At 59.0% G+C, this 19602-nt stretch carries 14 protein-coding genes; 3 read left to right on the forward strand and 11 right to left on the reverse strand.

All coding sequences use genetic code 11. From position 1 onward, the window contains the following. The 8 genes from GRI59_RS00710 to GRI59_RS00745 form a co-directional block, all read right to left on the reverse strand. A complete protein-coding gene (locus tag GRI59_RS00710) occupies window positions 1–1254 on the reverse strand; it encodes an erythromycin esterase family protein (protein ID WP_160759293.1) in 1254 nt (417 codons plus the stop codon). Next, entirely contained in the window at window positions 1251–2420 is a 1170-nt protein-coding gene (locus GRI59_RS00715) for a serine hydrolase domain-containing protein (protein ID WP_160759294.1), read from the reverse strand. Before GRI59_RS00715 ends, GRI59_RS00710 begins: the two co-directional genes overlap by 4 nt. Beyond that, window positions 2417–3949 carry an N-acyl-D-amino-acid deacylase family protein gene (locus tag GRI59_RS00720; protein ID WP_183363560.1) on the reverse strand — a complete coding sequence of 511 codons (1533 nt, stop codon included), beginning with the start codon at window positions 3947–3949 and terminating at the stop codon, window positions 2417–2419. The genes GRI59_RS00715 and GRI59_RS00720 overlap by 4 nt, the downstream gene beginning before the upstream one ends. Before the next feature lie 37 nt (window positions 3950–3986). Next, a complete protein-coding gene (locus tag GRI59_RS00725) occupies window positions 3987–7280 on the reverse strand; it encodes a TonB-dependent receptor domain-containing protein (protein WP_160759296.1) in 3294 nt (1097 codons plus the stop codon). A 103-nt stretch (window positions 7281–7383) separates the two neighbouring features. Next, entirely contained in the window at window positions 7384–8337 is a 954-nt protein-coding gene (locus GRI59_RS00730; protein ID WP_160759297.1) for a FecR family protein, read from the reverse strand. Then, window positions 8337–8912 (reverse strand): RNA polymerase sigma factor, encoded by a 576-nt coding sequence (locus GRI59_RS00735; protein WP_160759298.1) that lies wholly within the window; start codon window positions 8910–8912, stop codon window positions 8337–8339. The genes GRI59_RS00730 and GRI59_RS00735 overlap by 1 nt, the downstream gene beginning before the upstream one ends. After that, complete coding sequence (locus GRI59_RS00740; protein WP_160759299.1) at window positions 8909–11077, reverse strand: prolyl oligopeptidase family serine peptidase; 2169 nt, start codon at window positions 11075–11077, stop codon at window positions 8909–8911. The genes GRI59_RS00735 and GRI59_RS00740 overlap by 4 nt, the downstream gene beginning before the upstream one ends. Beyond that, a complete protein-coding gene (locus GRI59_RS00745) occupies window positions 11074–13083 on the reverse strand; it encodes a M13 family metallopeptidase (RefSeq protein ID WP_160759300.1) in 2010 nt (669 codons plus the stop codon). The genes GRI59_RS00740 and GRI59_RS00745 overlap by 4 nt, the downstream gene beginning before the upstream one ends. Before the next feature lie 156 nt (window positions 13084–13239). On the opposite strand from GRI59_RS00745, the gene GRI59_RS00750 reads away from it, so the two are divergent. From GRI59_RS00750 to GRI59_RS00760, 3 genes are all read left to right on the forward strand, one after another. Further along, on the forward strand, window positions 13240–14361 hold the full coding sequence (locus GRI59_RS00750) for a PLP-dependent cysteine synthase family protein (RefSeq protein ID WP_337190209.1): 1122 nt from the start codon (window positions 13240–13242) through the stop codon (window positions 14359–14361). A gap of 37 nt (window positions 14362–14398) precedes the next feature. Beyond that, entirely contained in the window at window positions 14399–15619 is a 1221-nt protein-coding gene (locus GRI59_RS00755) for a dicarboxylate/amino acid:cation symporter (RefSeq protein ID WP_160759302.1), read from the forward strand. Window positions 15620–15699: 80 nt separating this feature from the next. After that, complete coding sequence (locus GRI59_RS00760; protein WP_160759303.1) at window positions 15700–17139, forward strand: M14 family metallopeptidase; 1440 nt, start codon at window positions 15700–15702, stop codon at window positions 17137–17139. 48 nt (window positions 17140–17187) lie between these two features. Here GRI59_RS00760 and GRI59_RS00765 read toward each other — a convergent pair whose 3' ends face one another. The 3 genes from GRI59_RS00765 to GRI59_RS00775 form a co-directional block, all read right to left on the reverse strand. After that, window positions 17188–17424: a hypothetical protein gene (locus GRI59_RS00765; RefSeq protein WP_160759304.1), complete on the reverse strand. Its 237-nt coding sequence runs from the start codon at window positions 17422–17424 to the stop codon at window positions 17188–17190. Between the two features lie 570 nt (window positions 17425–17994). After that, a complete protein-coding gene (locus GRI59_RS00770) occupies window positions 17995–18342 on the reverse strand; it encodes a cytochrome c (RefSeq protein ID WP_160759305.1) in 348 nt (115 codons plus the stop codon). Next, window positions 18339–19562 carry a molybdopterin-dependent oxidoreductase gene (locus GRI59_RS00775; RefSeq protein WP_337190210.1) on the reverse strand — a complete coding sequence of 408 codons (1224 nt, stop codon included), beginning with the start codon at window positions 19560–19562 and terminating at the stop codon, window positions 18339–18341. Before GRI59_RS00775 ends, GRI59_RS00770 begins: the two co-directional genes overlap by 4 nt. Window positions 19563–19602 lie beyond the last annotated feature (40 nt).

Below are 19602 nucleotides of genomic sequence, written 5' to 3' on the forward strand. Positions count from 1 at the left end.
CTATTTCTCTGCTGGAAGATAGATCAAGCCATCGAACTGGCGGGCAAGCACCACGTCTCGCAACTCCATCTTGTTGCTGTTTGACATTAAAGTGGACGGCCTCGAGAAAGCCGGATCGCGCGTTTTGGCGAGCCGAATGATGGCAGGAGCTTCCCCAAATCGAGTCTTTAGCGCCGCCTCCACACCGCCAGCCGGCTCGGTGCATCCACCCTTGGCGGGACACGGCACGACGCTCCCAAGATAGGCAACTGCCTGCCCATCCCGCTGGCGCAATCGTTCACCGAATGAAACCGTGCCCTTGGGAATTCCGAAACCGAGCGTGCTGACCGTCTCGATCTCTGATGCGTGCCGCGCTGCGTGCCAATTGTGCATCCAGAAAAACGTCTTCATTCCGCCGTATCGTGTCTTCACCAGTTCATCGAAGACATGCAGCCGCGCCGTGTCCACGGCGTCGTAGTCGCGCCCCAACGCTGCTGAGCGTTCGGACAACGTCAGGTCAGGTTTCTCGTCGAACGCAGCGGCGACGCTCTGCACGTAGTAGCTCAGGCTGTATGCATGAAGGGCGAGTTCGCGAGCGGCGCCTTTTTGCGGCGGCATGGCCTCGCGCAGCTCGTCGATTGCGGCAGCACACGCCAGCCGTGCCGCAGATGTTTGGAGCGGAGCGTCAGCACCAGCGCTCGAAATTGCCACGATGTAGTCGATGTCGGTTTTGTATTGATCTGCAAAACCGCAAGCGGTGCCGATGGCCTCCAACTGCGAGCCATTGGCTTTCAGTCCAGCTTGCAGGGCTGCAAAGTCCGTCACCGGTTGTTCGGGTTGAAACCCGCTGATCCGGACTTTGTCTTGAGGGTGAGCGCGATTCCAGTCGCGGATCCATACCAATAACCCCGCCGTTTCAGGTGAGGCGAAGGCATTGAGGAAGAATGGCTCGCGGCCGGAGAGAGCGGTCCGTTCCGAAGACATGAAATCGGCGAGTGCATCCTCGACCCCCCATGCAGATTCGAACACGAGGACACGAACATTCTGCGTTTCCACCAAGTGCCGGAACAGTTGCGCCACCAAGCGATGAATTGAAGGCAATCGATGTGCGTCTTCGCCGAATACGATCTGCCTGCGCGAACCCACGATCGAATCGATTTGCTTGAGTTCGCTCGCCGATAGCGGGTCGGTTTCACTGGTAGCGTGACCGGAGCAAGGCGCCAGCGCTGCACCAAATGACACCAAAGCCGCAGCAAGGCGCTGACCTATCCTCATTTTTGTTCCAGCCCTAGTCCGAAGATTTTGAATATCACCGTATCATCGATGATGTCGGTAGCGGTGTTGCGGCCGCGCGGACCGGTAGTGTTGACTGCACGAATATAGGCCATGCGGTTGACTGGGCTGATCATGATGGTGGTCCGGTAGAGCCGCTGAAATCCTCCATGGGCAAAGAATTGATGCGTCGCGGTTTCGCCCGTCAGGAAACCTAGCCCACGATATGTCGTCAGCCCGGCCTCCTCGCCTGACGGAAGGATCTTGGTGTGGAGCTCTGCGATACTGTCGCGACTTAGAACGAAGCGATAGTTGTCGTCTGATCCTGCGCCACTAAGAAACGATGCATAGACAATCATGTCATCGACCGGTGCGTTCAATCCGCCGTTGGCGACGGTCGCACCAGTGTCGAAATCGCCCCCCTGATCGATCAGGGCACCAGCATCGGTCACTGCATAGCTTTGTACGCGATATGGCCTGAGGTGGTCAGGCGTTAAATTGAAGTAACTGCCATGCATTTTCAGCGGCTTGAAGATGTGCTTATCAATATAGGCGACATAGGGTTCATGACTCACCGCCTCAATCACCTGACCCAGCACCGCATAGCCGAGGTTCGAATAGCTGTATTTGCTGCCGGGCTGAAATTCGATCTCCGTGTAAGGAAACATCGCCTCTATTTGGGCGTAACTCGGCGGCTCAAAGGGCTCCCAGCCCTTCCCTGCATTCCACGGCCATGTAGTGTTACGTAAGCCTGCGCTGTGCGTCAGAAGATCGCGCAGCGTGATCGTTTCTATTTTGCCATATGGATTGTATATCTTTCCGAAATTCGGGACGTAGCGCACCACCGGATCGTCGAGCTTCAGGAGTCCTCTGTCGCGCAACTGCATTATTGCAATCGAAGTGAATGTCTTGGTGACAGAGCCCCAGTGGTAGATCGATTTGAGGTCAGTTGGACGGTTGGTGGTAATGTCGTCCACCCCAAAGTTAGCAGCCGCGATAACCTTGCCATCGCGGAGCAGCACGGTCGTCGAGGCGACGACGTGTTCCTCCCTCAGCTTCGCCTGATATCGAACTTGTGCTTCGTTCCAGAGCGATACGGCGGGATCTTTCCCCATCGCCGGTGCGGCAACTAGGATGGCCATAACAAAAAGCAGGCGCAACAGGATCATAGGCTCGGCAAACCCTTTCTGAGGACACGGCCACAAGGTGGACCTTCGCGACCTTGATCGAGCGCGACGCTCCCCTCAAGCATCACCATCGCGATGCCCGAGGGCGTTGTGTCCGGTGCTGACCAAGTCGCGTTATCGTTGACCTTGATCGGGTCGAAAATGACGAGATCAGCCATAGCGCCCGAGCGGATCACACCTCGATCCTCCAAACCGATGATATCGGCCGCCAGTCCCGTCATCTTGTGCACCGCTCGTTCCGTCGGCAGCCCGCGCTCACGAAACGTTTGGAGCGCGCGCGGAAACGTACCGAAGGCGCGCGGATGCCGCATACTGGGTGCGCCGTCGCTTCCAACGCCTGTATCAGGGGCTATGATGAAAACCTCTTGGACCTTGGCGTCGATGATGAAATGGGCCGCACCTGGCCCGCCATAGCCGTAGTCGATGACTGCCTGTGCTGCCGACACCCCTTTCTCAGAGCCGACCTGTGACAGCGTCTTGCCTGCGTCCGGACCGGTACCAATCAAGATCGCATCGGCGGTACCGCGCCGCTCAATCCGCGCGGCAATGTACGACATGGTTTCTTCACGACGCGTGGCTAATGCTGTGTCCCATGTCCTCGCGTCACTTATCCAGTCCGGATAGAGCAGTGCCAGATTTCCGAAACCGGCATTGTACGGATAGGCGTCGGCCGTAACCTTGACACCTCGCCGTCGGGCACCGCGCAGCTTCTCGATTATTCGCACGGCCTGTAATGGATCATGACCATAAACGATCTTGAGGTGAGACGCGTGCACCCGAGCCTTGCGTCCCTGCGCTATCAATTCGTCGATTGACCCATCGATGCGATCGCTGTCCTCACTGCGCAAGTGGCTCATCACAACGCCGCCACCAGCGCCGACAATCTCCGCGAGTTCCACCAGTTCGTCCAACGGTGTGAAGCGACCGGGTTCATATTCAAGCGCGGTGCTCATTCCAAACGCCCCTGCCGCCATATCCTCGCGCAGCAACGCAATCGCCGCGCCAAGCTGCTGCGGCGTCGCCTGGAGCGCGAACTTGGCGCCGGATCGCATGCGATTGGTCCCATGACCCGACAAGGCTGCGACATGGACGTGCGACCCTTGAGCCGCTACGCGCTGCATCCACTGGGGCAAAGTGATCCCGTCATCAAAGAACGGGCCGGGCGTGCGCCCATCCTGCCCCACAACGATTGTTGTCACGCCCTGCCGTAGCGAAGCAAGTTGCGGCCCTTCCAGCGGGTCGCCGTGGGCATGTAGATCGATGAAGCCGGGAGCGACGATCATGCCAGTGGCATCGATTACTCGGTCAGGTGTTTCCGGCACGTGGCGCGGATCGCGAACGTGGAGTATCCGCCGTCCTCGCACGACAATTGTCGCATCGCGTAGCGGACCTCCGCTTCCGTCGGCGATCCGCCCACCGGAGATCACCGTCAAAGGTTCCGATTGCATCGCCAGCGCTGAACCGCCCGCCAACGCCGCCAGCACCCCCGCCCCGAAGGTCCGACGGCTCATCGCAAGTGGCGCGGCAGATGGGCGCTTGGGCATCACCTCAGAATTGGGTGCTGACGCCTACGATGAACCGCCGGCCGATCGCATCGTAATTCGCACCATTGGCGACCAATGGCAGATCCTTATCGAAGAGATTCTGCACATTCGCGCGAAGCACAAACTGCCGATCACTTTCACTGTTTATCGTATATGCGACAGACAGATCATGAGTGTCGTAGGAATCGATCCGACGGATTTCATAGAAATCAGGATCCGACTTGGCATTGACATCGAGGAAGGCCGACGAAACGTAGTTAACGGTCCACAACAACGAAAGGTTGCCGGTATCGTACCCAAGATTGAGGCGACCGCGGAATTTCTCCGCCCCGATCGTGTCGATGTTGTCCTCCAGCGTGACGCCGTCAGGCGACGAGTCGAAGTGGGTATTCCAGATACCAGAGCCGCCGATTGAGAATGATCCAATCCCGTTCAGGTCGAACTGGTAGCCAAGGTTCGCAGTAATCGCCGCGAAGCGGATTTCGCCAGCATTGACTGGGCCAGTACGATATCCACTCTGTGTCTGGAAATTGGTTCCACGCGTAAACAGATTACAGTTGAAGTTGTTCGGGAAATCACTGCTATCGTAACACAAACGTGTAGCAGAGCTAATGCTCGAAAGGCGAATAGTGTTCTTTAAGTTGATAACGTTGTAATCAACCGATCCCGAAAGTCCGCGAAGAAGTTTCGGCGAAATCGCCGCACCGACGTTCCAGGAATTCGCAATTTCGTTGTCCAAATCGGGGTTACCCGACTGTGTGCCGGTGCGCGGGAAAAAGCTCGGGTTGAATGTATTCAGGAAGGTTAAGGCAGATGCGGCATCCGGTCGAACGCCGCGCGCGATGACAGCCGAGATGCAGTTCGCCTGGCGCGTAGCATTCTGCCGGAACTGGCTTCGGCCACAGACATCAGGAATGTTGCCGGTAACCGCTTGATCCCCCGAGAAAAGCTCAGCGATCGACGGCGCTCGCACCGAGCGCGTTGCGTTTGCGTGCACCACCAAACCCGGCGTCACTGTCCACCGCCCACCAGCGGTCCAGATCACATCACGCCCCGCGACAGTGTTGTCGAGGTATCGCGCAGACCCTTCCAGCTCGAGCTTGTAGGTCAACGGAATGTCCATGTCCGGGCCGATCAGCGGAACGACCGCCTCGGCATAAATTTCCTTTGACGTGAACGAGCCACCAACATTGGCGGACGCCGGAATGCCGATTGGCGTCCCGAGATTGCCCGACCCGAAGACATAACTGCCCGCCGCTGAAGCTGCGTCCACCGCGTAGCGGGATTCCTCGCGGCGGATCTCGAAACCGGCCCCTGCCTTGACGGGCCCGCCAGGCAAATCGAAGAGGAAGCCTTCGATATTGCCTTGGACGAATTGCTGCTGGATCTTGGAGCGGAAGATGGCATCATCAGTGATATAGTCGCGCACTGCAGCAGGATTTGTAGTGCCGAACGGATTGAACGGCAGGCAGCTCCTGTCGACCCCGGTGGCGCGCGAGCGGCAGGTTATCAGCTGCGTACCAGCAGAATTGATATAGCCGCCTCGCGACGCGTCGAAAGCGAAGTTGGCGAAGGAGAAACCTGCCGGCAGATTGGTCGTCAATGGATCGATTAATACCCCCGACCCGTTCCCGTTGGCGATCACTACGTCTTGAGCGCGGTCCAGATTTGTACCGATCATCGAGCGGCGGCGCACGGTGCGGTCAGTCTGCCCGTAACTGTAGCTGAGGTTCCATGAGAATTCACGAGCACCCAAGGAAAGGTCCCCGGCCAGCTCTGCAACCGCACTCCTGGATGTCGCTTCGGAATGAAGATCAGGGCTGCCGATGTCGGACAAAATTCGCCCGAGATTGAACGTGCTTCCGGGGATTTGGCTTGCGATCAGCGTCCGGTCGGCCGCGGCAAGGAACGGAGACTGCGTCGGCACGGTCAGCAGGTCGAAAAAGTCGCCCGGATCGCCGATGGCGGTCGCATCGACATGCGAATAATTTGCGCGGATGTTTGCTCGCAACGATGGCGAGAATTCATAGCTTCCCAACGCTCCGAAGGTGTAGCGCTCAGATGGGTTTCGCAGCGCCGTCGCGTCACCGTAGCGGAAGGTCTGCCCGCCATCATAGGGAATGCCCGCAGAGAGCAAGGGCGACGCCGAATCCGCCGGCGCTACACCCAGCGGAATCGGTTGAAGCGTGCCACTGGCGTTGAAGCCAACGGCTTGGCCTGAAGCGTTAGTCACAAAAAACGTCGGGTCTGGGAAAAACAACCCGACGAGCTGCGACGGGACGCCAAAATATGAAAGACTGGGGAATGCGTTGTTTCGGACCAGCACATTGGTCGGCGTGCCGCTACCACTCAGCAGCAGCAAGTTTGCCGACGTGTCGGGACGCTGGCTACCCAGAAGTGTGTCCTGTTTTGTGTATTCACTGGTGAGCGTGATGTTGCCACGGCCCCCGTCAAAATTGGCGCCAAACACAGCACCAATTCGCTGCGTGCCCGCATCACCTTGCTCGGAGAGCCCCGCCTGCGCATCCACCGCAAGGCCAGTGAAATCGCGCTTCAGGACCAGATTGACAGTACCAGCAATCGCGTCTGACCCGTAAATCGGCGCGCCGCCGACAGTGATCACCTCAATGCGCTCGATCAACACATTCGGGATGGTGTTCACATCGACTTGCAGACCGTTTATGCCGCCAGCGCTCGAAGACGCCGATGACACTGCACGTTTGCCGTCGATCAGCGTCAACGTCCGATTGGAGCCGAGCCCGAGCAAGTTTGGAAAAGTTGCACCGACATCGCCTTCGTCCTGCCTGCCCGCACGGCTGTCCAAGCCCGCTGTGAAGAGCGGATTGTCGCGCAACGCCTCGCCGACGTTCTGGAACCCGCGCGTGCGGATGTATTCCTTGGTGTCGACCACCAGTGGCTGAAGCGAGTCGACTGCGGATCGCGCAATGCGGGAACCAGTGACAACGATCTCGATCGGTTCGGACGCGGGCTCCGGTTCGGTAACCTCGACGCTTACCTTTGCCGTTTGCCGAACTAAAACCAAGGCGCCATCGGCTCCGCGCCGAACAGCCAGCGGCGTATCGGCGATCAGCGCCTTTAGTGCTGCCTCGACATTCGGCGCATTCTTGACGCCCTTAGTCCGAAGACTGCGGATATCGTCGCTGCGATAAATCAGCTGTGTTCCGGATTCGCGAGCCAGCAGATCGAGCGCTTGCTGCATCGTTCCGGCAGGAACCGAAATGGGACGCTCTTGAGCTGCAGCCGGTTGCGCCAAGCAAACAATCGCTGTCGTCGCCATCAAAACTGACGCGGATTTCAAGAATGCCATCTTATCGAATACCCCCGGTAAAGTTATTGCCCCTAGGAAGCTAGGACGGCCTAAGGCGAACAATCCGGTATCGTTATTCTGAGACGGTGATTTGCTGATCGGTTTTGGTAACTTTCAGACCGTATGCGTCTCGCAAAAGGTTAGCGAAACCGTCGACATTCGTTGCTCTGAAACGGCCGCCGATCCGCATCGCGGCAGTCTTTGGTGAGGCAATGACAAGTTGCTGCCGGTTGTAGCGATTGAATTCGCTGGCAACTTCATCAAGCCTGGCTTCATCGAACGCAAGCATCCCATCGCGCCAGCTCAATCGATGGGCGACCGCCACTGGGTTGCTCGATACAATGACCTGCGCCGCTCCCCGCGCATTCGCCATGCTACCCTGCCTGAGCGTAACCACTTCAGCGTCCTTGTCAGCGATCGAGCTGACCTCGACCTCACCTTCCTCGACCACGACGCTTATGTCGGAGTTGCTGGTCCGCACCGAAAAGCGCGTGCCCACATCGACAATTCGGCGGTTTCCAGCAAAGACAATGAAGGGGTTAGCGGCGTCGTGACGGACGTCGAAATAGGCTTCGCCCTCGTCGATCCAGATTGAACGCCGGGTCGAGTCAATCCGATAACGAACCTTGGTCAAGGGAGCGAGTTCAAGCGAACTGCCATCTGCAAGCGTGATCGTGCGGCGTTCGCCGATGCCGGTCGACGCGGTCGTAGGCATGGTGAACAACGCCATCGCAGCCGCTCCTGCCATCGCGATTGCCACAATCGGAGCGGCTGCCTTGCGCACCAGACTCTTGGTCGGTTGCCAGCCTCGGAATGGCCGCCTCCATCTGCGCAACGGCCCGCCGCCTAGCGCAGCCAGTCGGTTCGCATTCGACCAAACATGATCGAGGCGCAGAAAAGCGATCCGGTTCGCACTGGATTCCTCCAACCATTCCGCGAATGCTGCCTGATCGTCGCTTGTCCACTCACCCGCATCTCGACGCGCGAGCCAGTCGGCGGCAGCCCGATCTTGATCCGTATCTCTCATTACGGCCTCCGCCAACGATTGCGCCGCAGCCAAGCCGGCATCGCATCCTGTGACTTTCCCGCCGATCCTTCCGCCAAAGCGGCGGCGAGCGCACGCATGCCCTTCGACACCTGCCGCTCCACTGTATCCTCCGTTATGCCCATCTTTTGCGCCACTTCGCGCTGCGAGAGACCTTCGATTTTACGCAAGGCAACAACTTCGCGGCATCGCGCGGGCAGCCTTTCGAGCGCCGCCGCGAAACGCTTCAAATCCTCCCTCGCGGATACGAGCTGATCGGCCAAGGGCTCGCGCGATGGAACGTTCAAAGCGTCAAGATCCTCCACATAGACGATCGATACGACACGCGCATGCCGGATCCGGTCGGTCATCAAGTTCCTGGCAATCATGTATACGAAAGGGCGCGTTTGCTGCGGTCGCTCGCGCATTCCCGCCTCATAGGCTCGGACCATCGTTTCCTGGCGAAGATCTGCCAGTTCATCCTTGTTGCCCCACGAACGGCGCAAATAGCGCATCAGTTCGGCTTCGAGTGGCAGCACCTGTTCCACAAACCAGCGATCCGTTTCGTCACGCGTCATGCTGTGGACGCGCTCCACCGCCGCTCGACACTTCCGATCGCGAAGGCGTAATCGCGCGCCCATCGCGCGATTTGCCCCGCACGACTGGAATTGCCCGAATGACCCGCGTCATCGTCAAGCTGCATCACGATCAGTGAACGCGATGTTGATCGGGCCTGTAGGGCGGCGGTCCATTTCGCGGGCTGCCAGAAGGCAATGCGGGGATCGGCGACTCCGCCCGTGATTAACATCGGGGGGTAGGCCTTTGCCTCCACGTTCTGGTACGGGCTGTAACTTGCAATGTAATCATACGCGCGGACATCGGCGATCGGATTGCCCCATTCGGGAAACTCGGGCTGGGTCAGTGGTAGGTTGGGATCGATCATCGATCCGAGAACGTCCACAAAGGGCACCGCTGCCACTACCGCGCCCCACAGATCGGGACGCATGTTGACAACTGCTCCCACCAACAGACCGCCCGCAGAACGACCGTAAGCGACGATCCGTCCTTTGCTCGTGTAGCGCAAATCAATGAGCCTCTCTGCGACTGCGATATAGTCCGTGAAGCTGTTCTTTTTCTTGAACGTGCGACCGTCCTGGAACCAGCGCCACCCCTTATCCGCCCCCCCGCGAACATGGGCCAGCGCATAAATCCAGCCGCGATCGACTAAGGAAAAATAGCGGGATGAGAAACTCGGATCGGTATTCACGCCATAGGCACCGTAGCCTTCAAGGTAGAGGGGCGCACTGCCATCGAGCTTCGTATCGCGGCGGGCAAGGATTGTGATCGGCACTTTTTCGCCGTCTTTGGCTGTGGCGAAAAGTCGGCGCGTGATGTAATCTTTCGGATCAACCCCGCCGACAACGCGCTTGCGCGTCAGCGTCCGGCGGCCCGTATTCAAATCTTGCGCAAACCAGTGCTGCGGGGTTGCCATCGATGAATAGATAAACAGCAATTCGTTGTCGGCGTAAGAACTGGCGTTGAGGGGGCTCAGCATTACGGTGTCCTCATCGAATGCGATCGGGGTCTCCTGAAGCGTTTCGCGCGCGATAATCACCATTCGGTTCGACGCATCCACCCTATCGACCCGAACTAGAAAGTCGCGAAACGCCATAATGCGATCGATGTTGACGCCCGCCGGTGGCACAAACCAAGGTCGCCAGATATTCGGTGCCGTCTCGTCCGCCCACATCAACTTGAAATCATTTGCACCGTCGGCATTGGTGTGGATGACGAAGCGATCTTCCCAGTGTTCCACGCGGTAGCGAACACCGACCTGCCGCGCCTTCACAAGTTGCGGTACCTCGGTCGGTCGATCTGCGGGGATCAGATACACCTCGGAGGTTTCCTGATTGCGGACGCCCAAGGCCAAATATCTTCCTGAGCGACTGCGCGCGGTGGCCAGAAACATGCCGGGGTCTGTTTCTGCATGCACTGTAACTGTTTCGCCATTCGCGACGGCGGTACGGGCAATCCTCGTATGGACGCCTTTATCGTCCTGGTAGACCCAGAAGATCCATTCGGAATCGCCGGAAAACACGAAATCTTGGGTCGCCCCCGCGATCCCATGATTCCTGACTTCGCCAGTCGAAGTGTTCTTCAAGAAGATATCGTAGCGCTCATCGCCGACCACATCGACTGCCCAGGCGATCCAACGATGATCGGGGCTGTGGATTACGTCGAACACGTCGAAGTATTTTTGCCCGGCAGCAAGGGCGACAACGTCCAGCAGGAGTTCCGCATCACCGCCACTTACCGCTTTGCGGAAGTATCTCGCGTAGTTCTCTCCCGCAGCTACCTCCTGATAATACAGCCACTCTCCGTCACGCACCATGTTGGGTGCTTCAGCGGCCGGGACCCGGCGCTCCATGTCCCGGGCGATGTCCGCCTGAAGCTCCTTCACTGCAGAGAGAACATCTGCGCCGTATTGGTTCTCGGCGTCGATGAAAGCTTGCATCTCAGGCTTGAGGGGTGATCCGTCCCGCAGCATTGCTGGCCAGCGATCGTCTTCCATCCAGCTGTATTCGTCGACCCGAGTTCGACCATGCAGCATGAATTCTCGCCGTTCGCGCCGCGCAAGCGGGGGCACCATCGGCACAGCGCCGCGTGCCGCAGCCGGCAGCAGTGCACAAATTGCAGCCGCACTTAGCAGTGAACGGCGCGAAAGAGAGAGTTTGTCAGTCACCAGAGCCGCACTCGCTGGCTAGGCGTGCGATACAGCCGTGCAGTCGGTGTCACGGCAAAGGCCCGATACCAACCGTCCTGCTGACGCACAACGACGTTGACCCGAGCATCAGCCGGCGCATGCGGATCGCTCTCGAGTTGATCTTTCAACCCCTCGAAGGTCTGTTTCATCACCCGCATTCGCGCCCATGCGAGGTAGAAGCGCTGCGCTCCGGTTAAGCCGTCGATGCGCTTCGGCGCAGGCACTGCCCGCTGATACGCGGCAAATGCGATCGATAGACCGCCAATGTCGGCGATGTTCTCATCGAGTGTAGTTGCTCCGTTGATCTTGAGACCATCAGGCTGCGGATAGCTTGTGTACTCGGCGACAACCCTATCGGCGCGCGCTTTGAAAGCTGAAGCGGAGGCTGGCGACCACCAGTCGCGCCTCTTGCCGAATGCATCGGTCAGGCGACCGGTAGAATCGAACCCATGGCTCAATTCGTGCCCGATGATTCCGCCGATCGCCCCGAAATTCGCCGCAGGATCAGCCTTGGGATCGAAGAAGGGCGGCTGCAGAATTCCTGCAGCGATCGTGAGTTCGTTTGCGACCGGATCGTAGGCCGCCTGTACGTCTGTTACGGGCAATCGCCAGCGCGCAGTGTCGCGCCCCGTTTTCAACTCCTTGATTCGTGCAAGGAGCACGGCCTCTCGAATGCGGCGCATGTTGCCGACCAGATCGTCGGGCTTGAGCGATTGATCGCCATAGTCAGTCCAGCGGTCCGGCCAGCCTACCTTGACGTCGAGCGCGTCGAGCTTGGCGATTGCCTCCTTGCGCGTGGCGATATCCATCCATTCGACTTTCTCCAGCCGAGCGCGGAACGCTCCACGGATTTGCGAAACAAGCCTTAGTGCAGCTTCCTTTGTGTCGGGGCTGGCAACCTGGCCGACATAGACTTGCCCAACCAGTTCCGGCACCGTGCTCTGCAGCATGGAAACTGCCAGCTCGCCACGGGGGCGGGGTTGGCTACGCCCCTGCAGTACGCGGCCTACATACGCGAAGCGCGCGTCGCGTACGGCGGTTGGGAGCCATTCAGCAGATTGGTCAAGCAGCCGCACTCGCAGGTAATCTCGCCACACTGCCAGCGGCGTCGTTCCCATCTGCTCGATCGTGCCCTTCACCGCGCCCGGATGCGCAACGATGACATGATCCACTTGTGGCAAACCGGCGTCCTTGAAATAGCGCGGCCAGTTCATTCCAGGGTACGATGTGGCGAGATCGTTCATTCCAATCGGATTGTTTATCCTGGTGATGTCCTGCATTTCCGAAAAGGTCGCGAATGAAGCCGCGAGCCTGGCTTCCAGACCGTAAACCGCTCGAGCACGCGAAGCGGCGTCAGCCGGATCCACGATCGCGATCAGTTTTTCGAGATATGCGATATAGGAGTCGCGACGAACAGCTCCAGCAGGCGTGGCGTCCGACTCATAGCTTTCACGCGATCCGCGACCGAGCCCAGACTGGATAAAGTGAAGTGCCGCGCGACGCGGGTCAACAGGGTCGGGATAGACACGGAAAGTAAATGGCGAAGCGCTGTTTTCAACGTAGGCTCGACCAAGTGCCCCGGCCAGCGCATCTTGCGATTGCACCCCGTCGATCCACGCCAAAGACGCAGCAATCGGTTGAAGACCCTTCCGCTCTATAAGCGCTGTATCCATGAACGCGGCATATGCTGACCCCAGAGCGTGTTCGGGCGTGCCGACCGGCTTGTCGAGATTGCGGCCATCACGGATAGCCGACAAGACCGCCGCATCTACCTGTTGTGCCAGCTGCGACTTGCGGCTGATCCCCGTGGCCCCCTCGGGAATTCGTGCTGCCGCTATCCACTCTGCATTTGCGTAAAGATAGAAATCATCACCCGGCGCATTAGCGAGCGCAAGCGTACGGCTGCTGGCATCCGTTGCAAGGATCGGCACAAGGAGAAGTGCAGCCACTGGCCCCATGGCAGCAAAGGTCGCGGTGGTCTTCATTGCCTCTCCGTGTGGAATCGCATGACTCAAAGAACATAGGACGGCGGACGTCAGCGAATCCGGTATCAAGTAAATTGCGTGCCAATCAGGCTTCCTCCCGCTATTTTTGAGGACCTGAAACACATCGGGAATTTCGCTCACAATGCATGTCGAAACTTGCGCGGTATCATTCCGAGAAAGGTCCAATTGTCGCCTTATCGCAAAGCGGCCCACTCGGTGATGTCTGCTCGCTGGGCCGACTGGGCCGTCGCGCAGATCGAAGCGGACTTTCAACGATCGGCGGATACCCACCTGATCCCGGTGCCACTGCCCGCCTTTTCGGACATCGCATTGTATTTAAAGGATGAAGCCAGCCATCCAACCGGCAGCTTGAAGCACCGACTCGCACGCTCGCTCTTCCTCTATGGACTGTGCAATGGATGGATCGACGAAGGCATGACGATCGTCGAGGCATCGAGCGGATCGACCGCGATATCAGAGGCATATTTTGCGCGAATGCTTCGATTGCCGTTCATCGCTGTCATGCCGCGCACGACAGCGGCCGCCAAGATCGCCGCAATCGAGTTTTATGGTGGAACTTGCCACTTGGTCGGATGTGCCGCCGAAGCGCATCATGAAGCAGGCTTCCTGGCGGCACGCCTCGGCGGTCATTACATGGACCAGTTCACATATGCCGAGCGGGCAACTGATTGGCGCGGTAACAACAACATCGCTGAGGCAATATTCACCCAGATGGGGCGCGAGCCTGCACCAGTGCCGAGCTGGATAGTCTGTGGTGCTGGGACCGGAGGAACATCAGCAACGATTGGTCGCTATGTGCGCTATCATGGCCACTCGACACAGCTCTGTGTTGCCGATCCGGTTGCGTCTGTGTTTCACCGGCACTGGGGCGACCGTTCTGTAACAATGGTTTCAGAGCCGCCCTCTTTGATTGAGGGGATCGGCCGGCCACGGGTCGAGAGCTCATTCGTACCAAGCGTAATCGATCGCATGATCGCTGTGTCAGACAGCGCCAGCATCGCGGCGGCGCGAGTGTTAAGTGTGCATCTCGGCCGATCATGTGGCGGCTCGACCGGCACGAACGTCTGGGCCTGCGCCAACCTTATCATGGAAATGAAGGCCAATGGCGTCGCGGGATCGATCGTTTCAATCCTGTGCGACAGCGGCGAGCGCTATAGCAGCAGCTACTTCAGCGACGAGTGGCTCGAAGAGCGCGGCGTCGATGTTGCCGAGGATGAACGCCGCATACGAAGTTTCATTGATCATGGAGTTTTCTGATGAGCGATTCAGACCTCGGTTGGACCGGATTTGCTCAATGAATTCGACCTGGCGGATCCTGCTTGGGCTCGTGCTCGGTATTTCTGTGGGCGCAGCTCTTCAGCCTGGCACAATGGCAGACCAGATTTTGGCGGTTGCAGAGCCGGTCGGAACCATCTGGTTGAATGCCTTGAAGATGACGATCATCCCGATGGTTGTTGCGCTGCTGATCGGCGGTATCGCTTCTGCGGCCGAGGCAGCGCGAGGTGGCCGCCTTGCAGTACGAGCAATAGCCTGGTTCACGGGCATGCTGATCGTTGGCGTAGCGATTGCGGCGGTTGCAACCGAGGCCATTCTGGCAGCGTGGCCCTTCGACATTGAAACGACGGCCGCGCTACGCGCCGGGGCAGTACCCGGATCGGTTCCAAGCGTACCGGGTGCGACGGAAATGATCGCCAGCATCATACCAAGCAACTTCTTTGCCGCGCTTTCCAGCGGCGAAATGTTGCCGATCGTGCTCTTCGCCCTTCTGTTCGGTTTTGCCGTCACACGCGTGGAACCTGCGCTGCGCGCACCGATCGTCTCGTTAGCAAACAGCATCTCGACAACGATGATGGTGATAGTCAACTGGGTGTTACTGATTGCACCGATCGGGATTTTCGCTTTGGCGCTAGGCGTCGGTGAACGAGTAGGGCTCGGTGCTGCGGGCGCAATCATGCACTATGTTGCTGTGGTCAGCCTCGTTTTGATCCTGCAGATGCTCCTCGTCACATATCCCGTCGCAATCCTGGCAGGACGCGTAGCACCGCTCACGTTCTTTAGGGCAGCGTTGCCGGTCCAGGCGCTTGCGCTGTCTACTCAATCGTCACTCGCCACCTTGCCTGCGATGATTGCGCAGTGCCGGACTGCGCTGAACCTGCCGGAGCGATCGGTCGCGCTGACGCTGCCACTTGCTGTCTCCTTGTTTCGCATCACCAGTCCTGCCGGAAATTTGGCAGTCGTGCTGATCGTCGCACACATCTACGGCATCGATCTTGGATGGGGGGCGGTCGCTCTTGGCGCGGCCATTGGTGTCGTTGGCAGCTTGGCCGTTGTGGGCGTCGCGAGCAGCGCGAGTTTCTTCGTCGTTATCGTACCTATCAGTCTCGCGCTCGGCGTGCCGGTGGAATTGCTGCCGCTCCTCCTCCCAGTCGAGGTGTTTCCGGATCTGTGGCGAACTGTCGGCAATGTCACGGCTGACATGGCTGTAGCTGCGGCAACAGGCGACGAGCCTCGCTGACGCGGGATGCTTGTCCGATACCGGATCGGCGGCCGCCGACCGTCTTTCAAATACGGTCGGCTAGTGGAAAGTACTGAGATATGGTGACGAACGGACTGCGCACAGCTATGTACCTATTTCTCTTGGCCGCCCCATTGTGTGGCACCACCGCGCAGCCTGATCCGGTTTCGAACCCCGCACCCAATGCCGAAACTGAACCGAAAGCGGCCGCGCACTCACCTGCACCGAAGGGTGCTGGCAGCGTCGTCCAAGCGGTAAATCACGCACCTGTCAGCTTGCGCTTACAGCAGCAGATCGTCGACGTGTTCGAGAAGACGCTGCCGGCTTTGAAAGCGGTGCAAAGCGATGATTCCAGTGCCTATCGGGCAATTCTGGCGTCTCAAACACCCGCACAGCAAGCGGAATTGCTTACAAAGCTGGCTGGTCCAATCAGTGAATTGAATGCTTTTTATGGAGGATCGCCTTGGGCGTTCACCGCACACGTGTTGAACCTACCAGCGAACAAGGATCCGGTCGCTGATGCACGATCAAGGGCGATCAACGATTATATATGTGCAGGTGACGAAGTGTCGACTTGCCAAACCGGCGCTCCATCGATTGAAACGGCGTACGGCTGGATGCGGACGCTTGTGGACGGATCGCATGGACGGGCCCGCTTAGTGACAATCGGATACAGCCGCGAAGGGCGTCCGCTACAGGCAATTGAAATCGGGCGACCCGGTTCAAGAAAGCCGACGCTTTGGTTCGATGGCGTCATTCACGGCAATGAGCCTATGGGCTTCGAGGTGGTCAAAGATATTGCCACATACCTGTTGTCCTCGGATGCGCAGGCTGCAAAATGGCGCAAGAGATTTGACTTCGTCTTGCTGCCAGTCATCAACCCTGACGGGTATGCCCTTTCGAACGAAAGGATTGGGTGGCGAAAAAACGCAAGGCGCGCGCCTGACGGGCGTATTGTCGGGATTGACCTCAACAGGGCATTCCCGACCGCCGATCCCTACAGATCCCCTGATTCAGATCCCTATGCCAAGGAATGGATGCCCAGCGACGGGGCTCAAGAACCGGAAGTGCTAGCCTTCATGGCTTATGCAGCTCTGATCAAGCCTATCGGCGCACTCGATTTCCACTCGAACGCACATTTCATAGCGGCTCCCAATATCGAAGACCAAGTCGCAAAAGCGTGCTTCCAAAACATCGCAAACGGCCTTCGTCAGGTCATTCATGATGAGAGGGGATTCGCGAACACCTACCGCGCGGGAAGCGCGAATGATCTGTTCAACCAACCGGACGGTACTCCGGGATCGGTGAAGTCGACCAACATACAATGGCTTTGGGAAAAGTTCGGGACGACGGCCTTGTCCATCGAGCTTTTGGATCAGGACTCGAGTCAAACTTGGCCGAACGAGACAGTCCGAGATCTGGCCTTGAAAGGAGTTCGGCCAGCTTGGAAGAAATTCATCCAGCTTATGAGCGTGAAGAAGCCCACTAACGGGGAACTTTCAAAATGTTCTGCAAATTAGGCTTGCCGACTGGTCGACCCATAGGACCGTCCCTGTCCGCCTATGCGTTCACCACCAGGTTGCGTAGAGCGCGGCGAGGATCAGGATCACGCCTAGCCCCGCGATATTGAAGCCAGTCGACGTGCGGTAATCGACATCGGCGGTCACCGTGCGGTTCTGGTCGGTTCTTGCAGGCAGCACGAGCGACACGATGACCGCCAGCGCGAGCGTAACCAGAAAGACCGCCAGCATCCGGTTCATGAACGGAAAATCGGGAGCGAACCACTTGCCAGCGAACGAGATCACGAACGAACCGAAACCCGGCACAGAAATTTGCGGAGACAAGCGATCAACTGAATGAGCCGCCCGCTGTTTTGGAGGTCGCCAACGGAGAGCCACCCGCTTCCGGAAGATCGGGTGGAGTCCGATTGTGTTCCACCCTTGTGAGCGGTATGTATGACCCCCCGCTTGGACAAACCTTAGTCCCCCTTACCCACATCATTCGACTCGCAGAGTACCTCCGCAAAAGCTCTCTCCGCCCAGAAACGTGGGTTAGAATGTGGGTAAATTCTCTCCGAAAAATTTCCAATATACTGTTATTTATAATGGACTTGGACATTTAAGGCGGACTCCGTCTCCGCCATAATCCGTTCAAAAACCAACGAACTTCCCCGTTGGGGGGCTCTGTTCTCCGATCGGCTCCTTGATAGTCGAGCCGTGGGCAGGGGACAATCTTCCGAACGGCAGCTCTTGTGCCGCATCATATCGGCATAAGGGCGCCCAATGTCCCATCCGGCCATGTACAATGCGCTCCCGGTTCAAGGTGGCCGCACGCCCGCTGCTCTCCGCCGACTTCCAAGGTTCGCGGGCCCGCGTTTAAGGCGCTGGCGCGGCGCCTTGCTGTTCGGCCCCGGCAGCTTGGACGGCGACCATGTACTGGACGATCTGCGGGATCGCCTTGGGATCGACCGGCGCCTTGTAGACCTTGATCATCTTTTCAGCGATCGATTGCCACTTTTCAGCGCTGACCTTGGGTTGTTGCAACATCGTCGAAGGCGAATGGCAGGCGGTGCAGTTTTCCAGCACCGCCTCGCGTCCGGGACCTTCGGGCAATTCCAACGGATCGTCGGGCAGCGTGATCGCGGCGTCGGTGAAAGTCACCTTGGGCTCGCTCTCGCAGCCTGCCAGCGCCAGCGCGGCGGCGATGATGATCAGACCTCTCATTGCGCCCTCAGAGTGATGCGTTCGATCACGTTGCGGGCATAGCCCGAGGGGTTCCAGACGAGGGTCTCGGGCTGCACGATGCCATTGGCATTGGCAGCACGCACGCCGATCCCAGCGAGGTCTTGCATGACCGCAGGCAGCGTCACCGACCAGCGGCGAAAGGCATAGCGGCCTTCATCCGGGCCGAGCTCGCACGGCAGTTCAAGCCCCTGACCGACCAGATCGACCCTCGCCAACGCAGCATCCCCGCCCATCGCAATGCCTTCGAGCGCCAACGGTTTGCCCCGCGCCAAAGCCGCGCCATCGGCATGGCTCGTGATGAACGCGCGCGGCGGCATGGTGGTGATCGAAACCGTCGGGAAATCCTTGTCGTCGGGCGTAATCGGCGCGGCAGGCATCCGGTAGGACTTGGCGACATAGTAGCTGTCATCCTCGCCAGTCAGCACTTCGATCGTGCTCAGCATCTTGACCCAGTAGGTCGAGAACCACCCCGGCACCACGATCCGCAAGGGATAGCCATGGAGCAGCGGCAGCGGTTCGCCGTTCATGCCCCAAGCGACCAGCACATCGTCGCGCATCGCGATATCCAGCGGGATCGACTTGATGAACTGCGGCGCGCCGTCGGTCAGCGGCACATCAAGCCCGGCAAAGCGCACGCGGGTCGCCCCGGCGGCCACCCCTGCCTTGGCGAGCACGTCCTTGAGCCGGACGCCAGTCCACTTCGCGCAGCCCATCGCGCCGTTGCCCCACTGGGTGCCGGTCACGCGCGGCTCGGACAACCCGCGTCCGTTGCCAGCGCACTGGTTGATCGCAGTCACTTCGACATGCTCGCCCGCATTGGCGATGTCGTCGAGGGTGAGCGACAGCGGAGCCTTGACCGCCCCTCCTACCGCCACGCGGTGATCGGCAGCCTTGACCGCCGAGGGCATATCCCAGTTCCAGCGCACAAACATGCGGTCATTGGGCGTGATCGTCCCTTCGCTGAAAGCCTCCATCGGCGTTTCGAGCAAAGGTGGCCGGATGCGCTGGACGATCATCTCGCCCTTGCCGGGGAAGGCCGGAGTAAGTGGCCGCAAGCTCGGCCCGCCGGGCAGGCCGAGATCGATCATCTGCCCCAACTCCTGCGCCAGGACTGGCGCGGCCAGCGCGGCCCCGCCCGCGCCTGCGATCAGTGCGCGGCGCGTAAGGCGGGCGCCTGCATCTTGTTCCGGCTTCGTCACGCCCATTCCCTCACGCCTGTTCGTGTCGCGGCGGAGTTAA

Origin of the sequence: Erythrobacter ramosus, assembly GCF_009828055.1 — a bacterium.
Lineage (GTDB): Bacteria > Pseudomonadota > Alphaproteobacteria > Sphingomonadales > Sphingomonadaceae > Erythrobacter > Erythrobacter ramosus.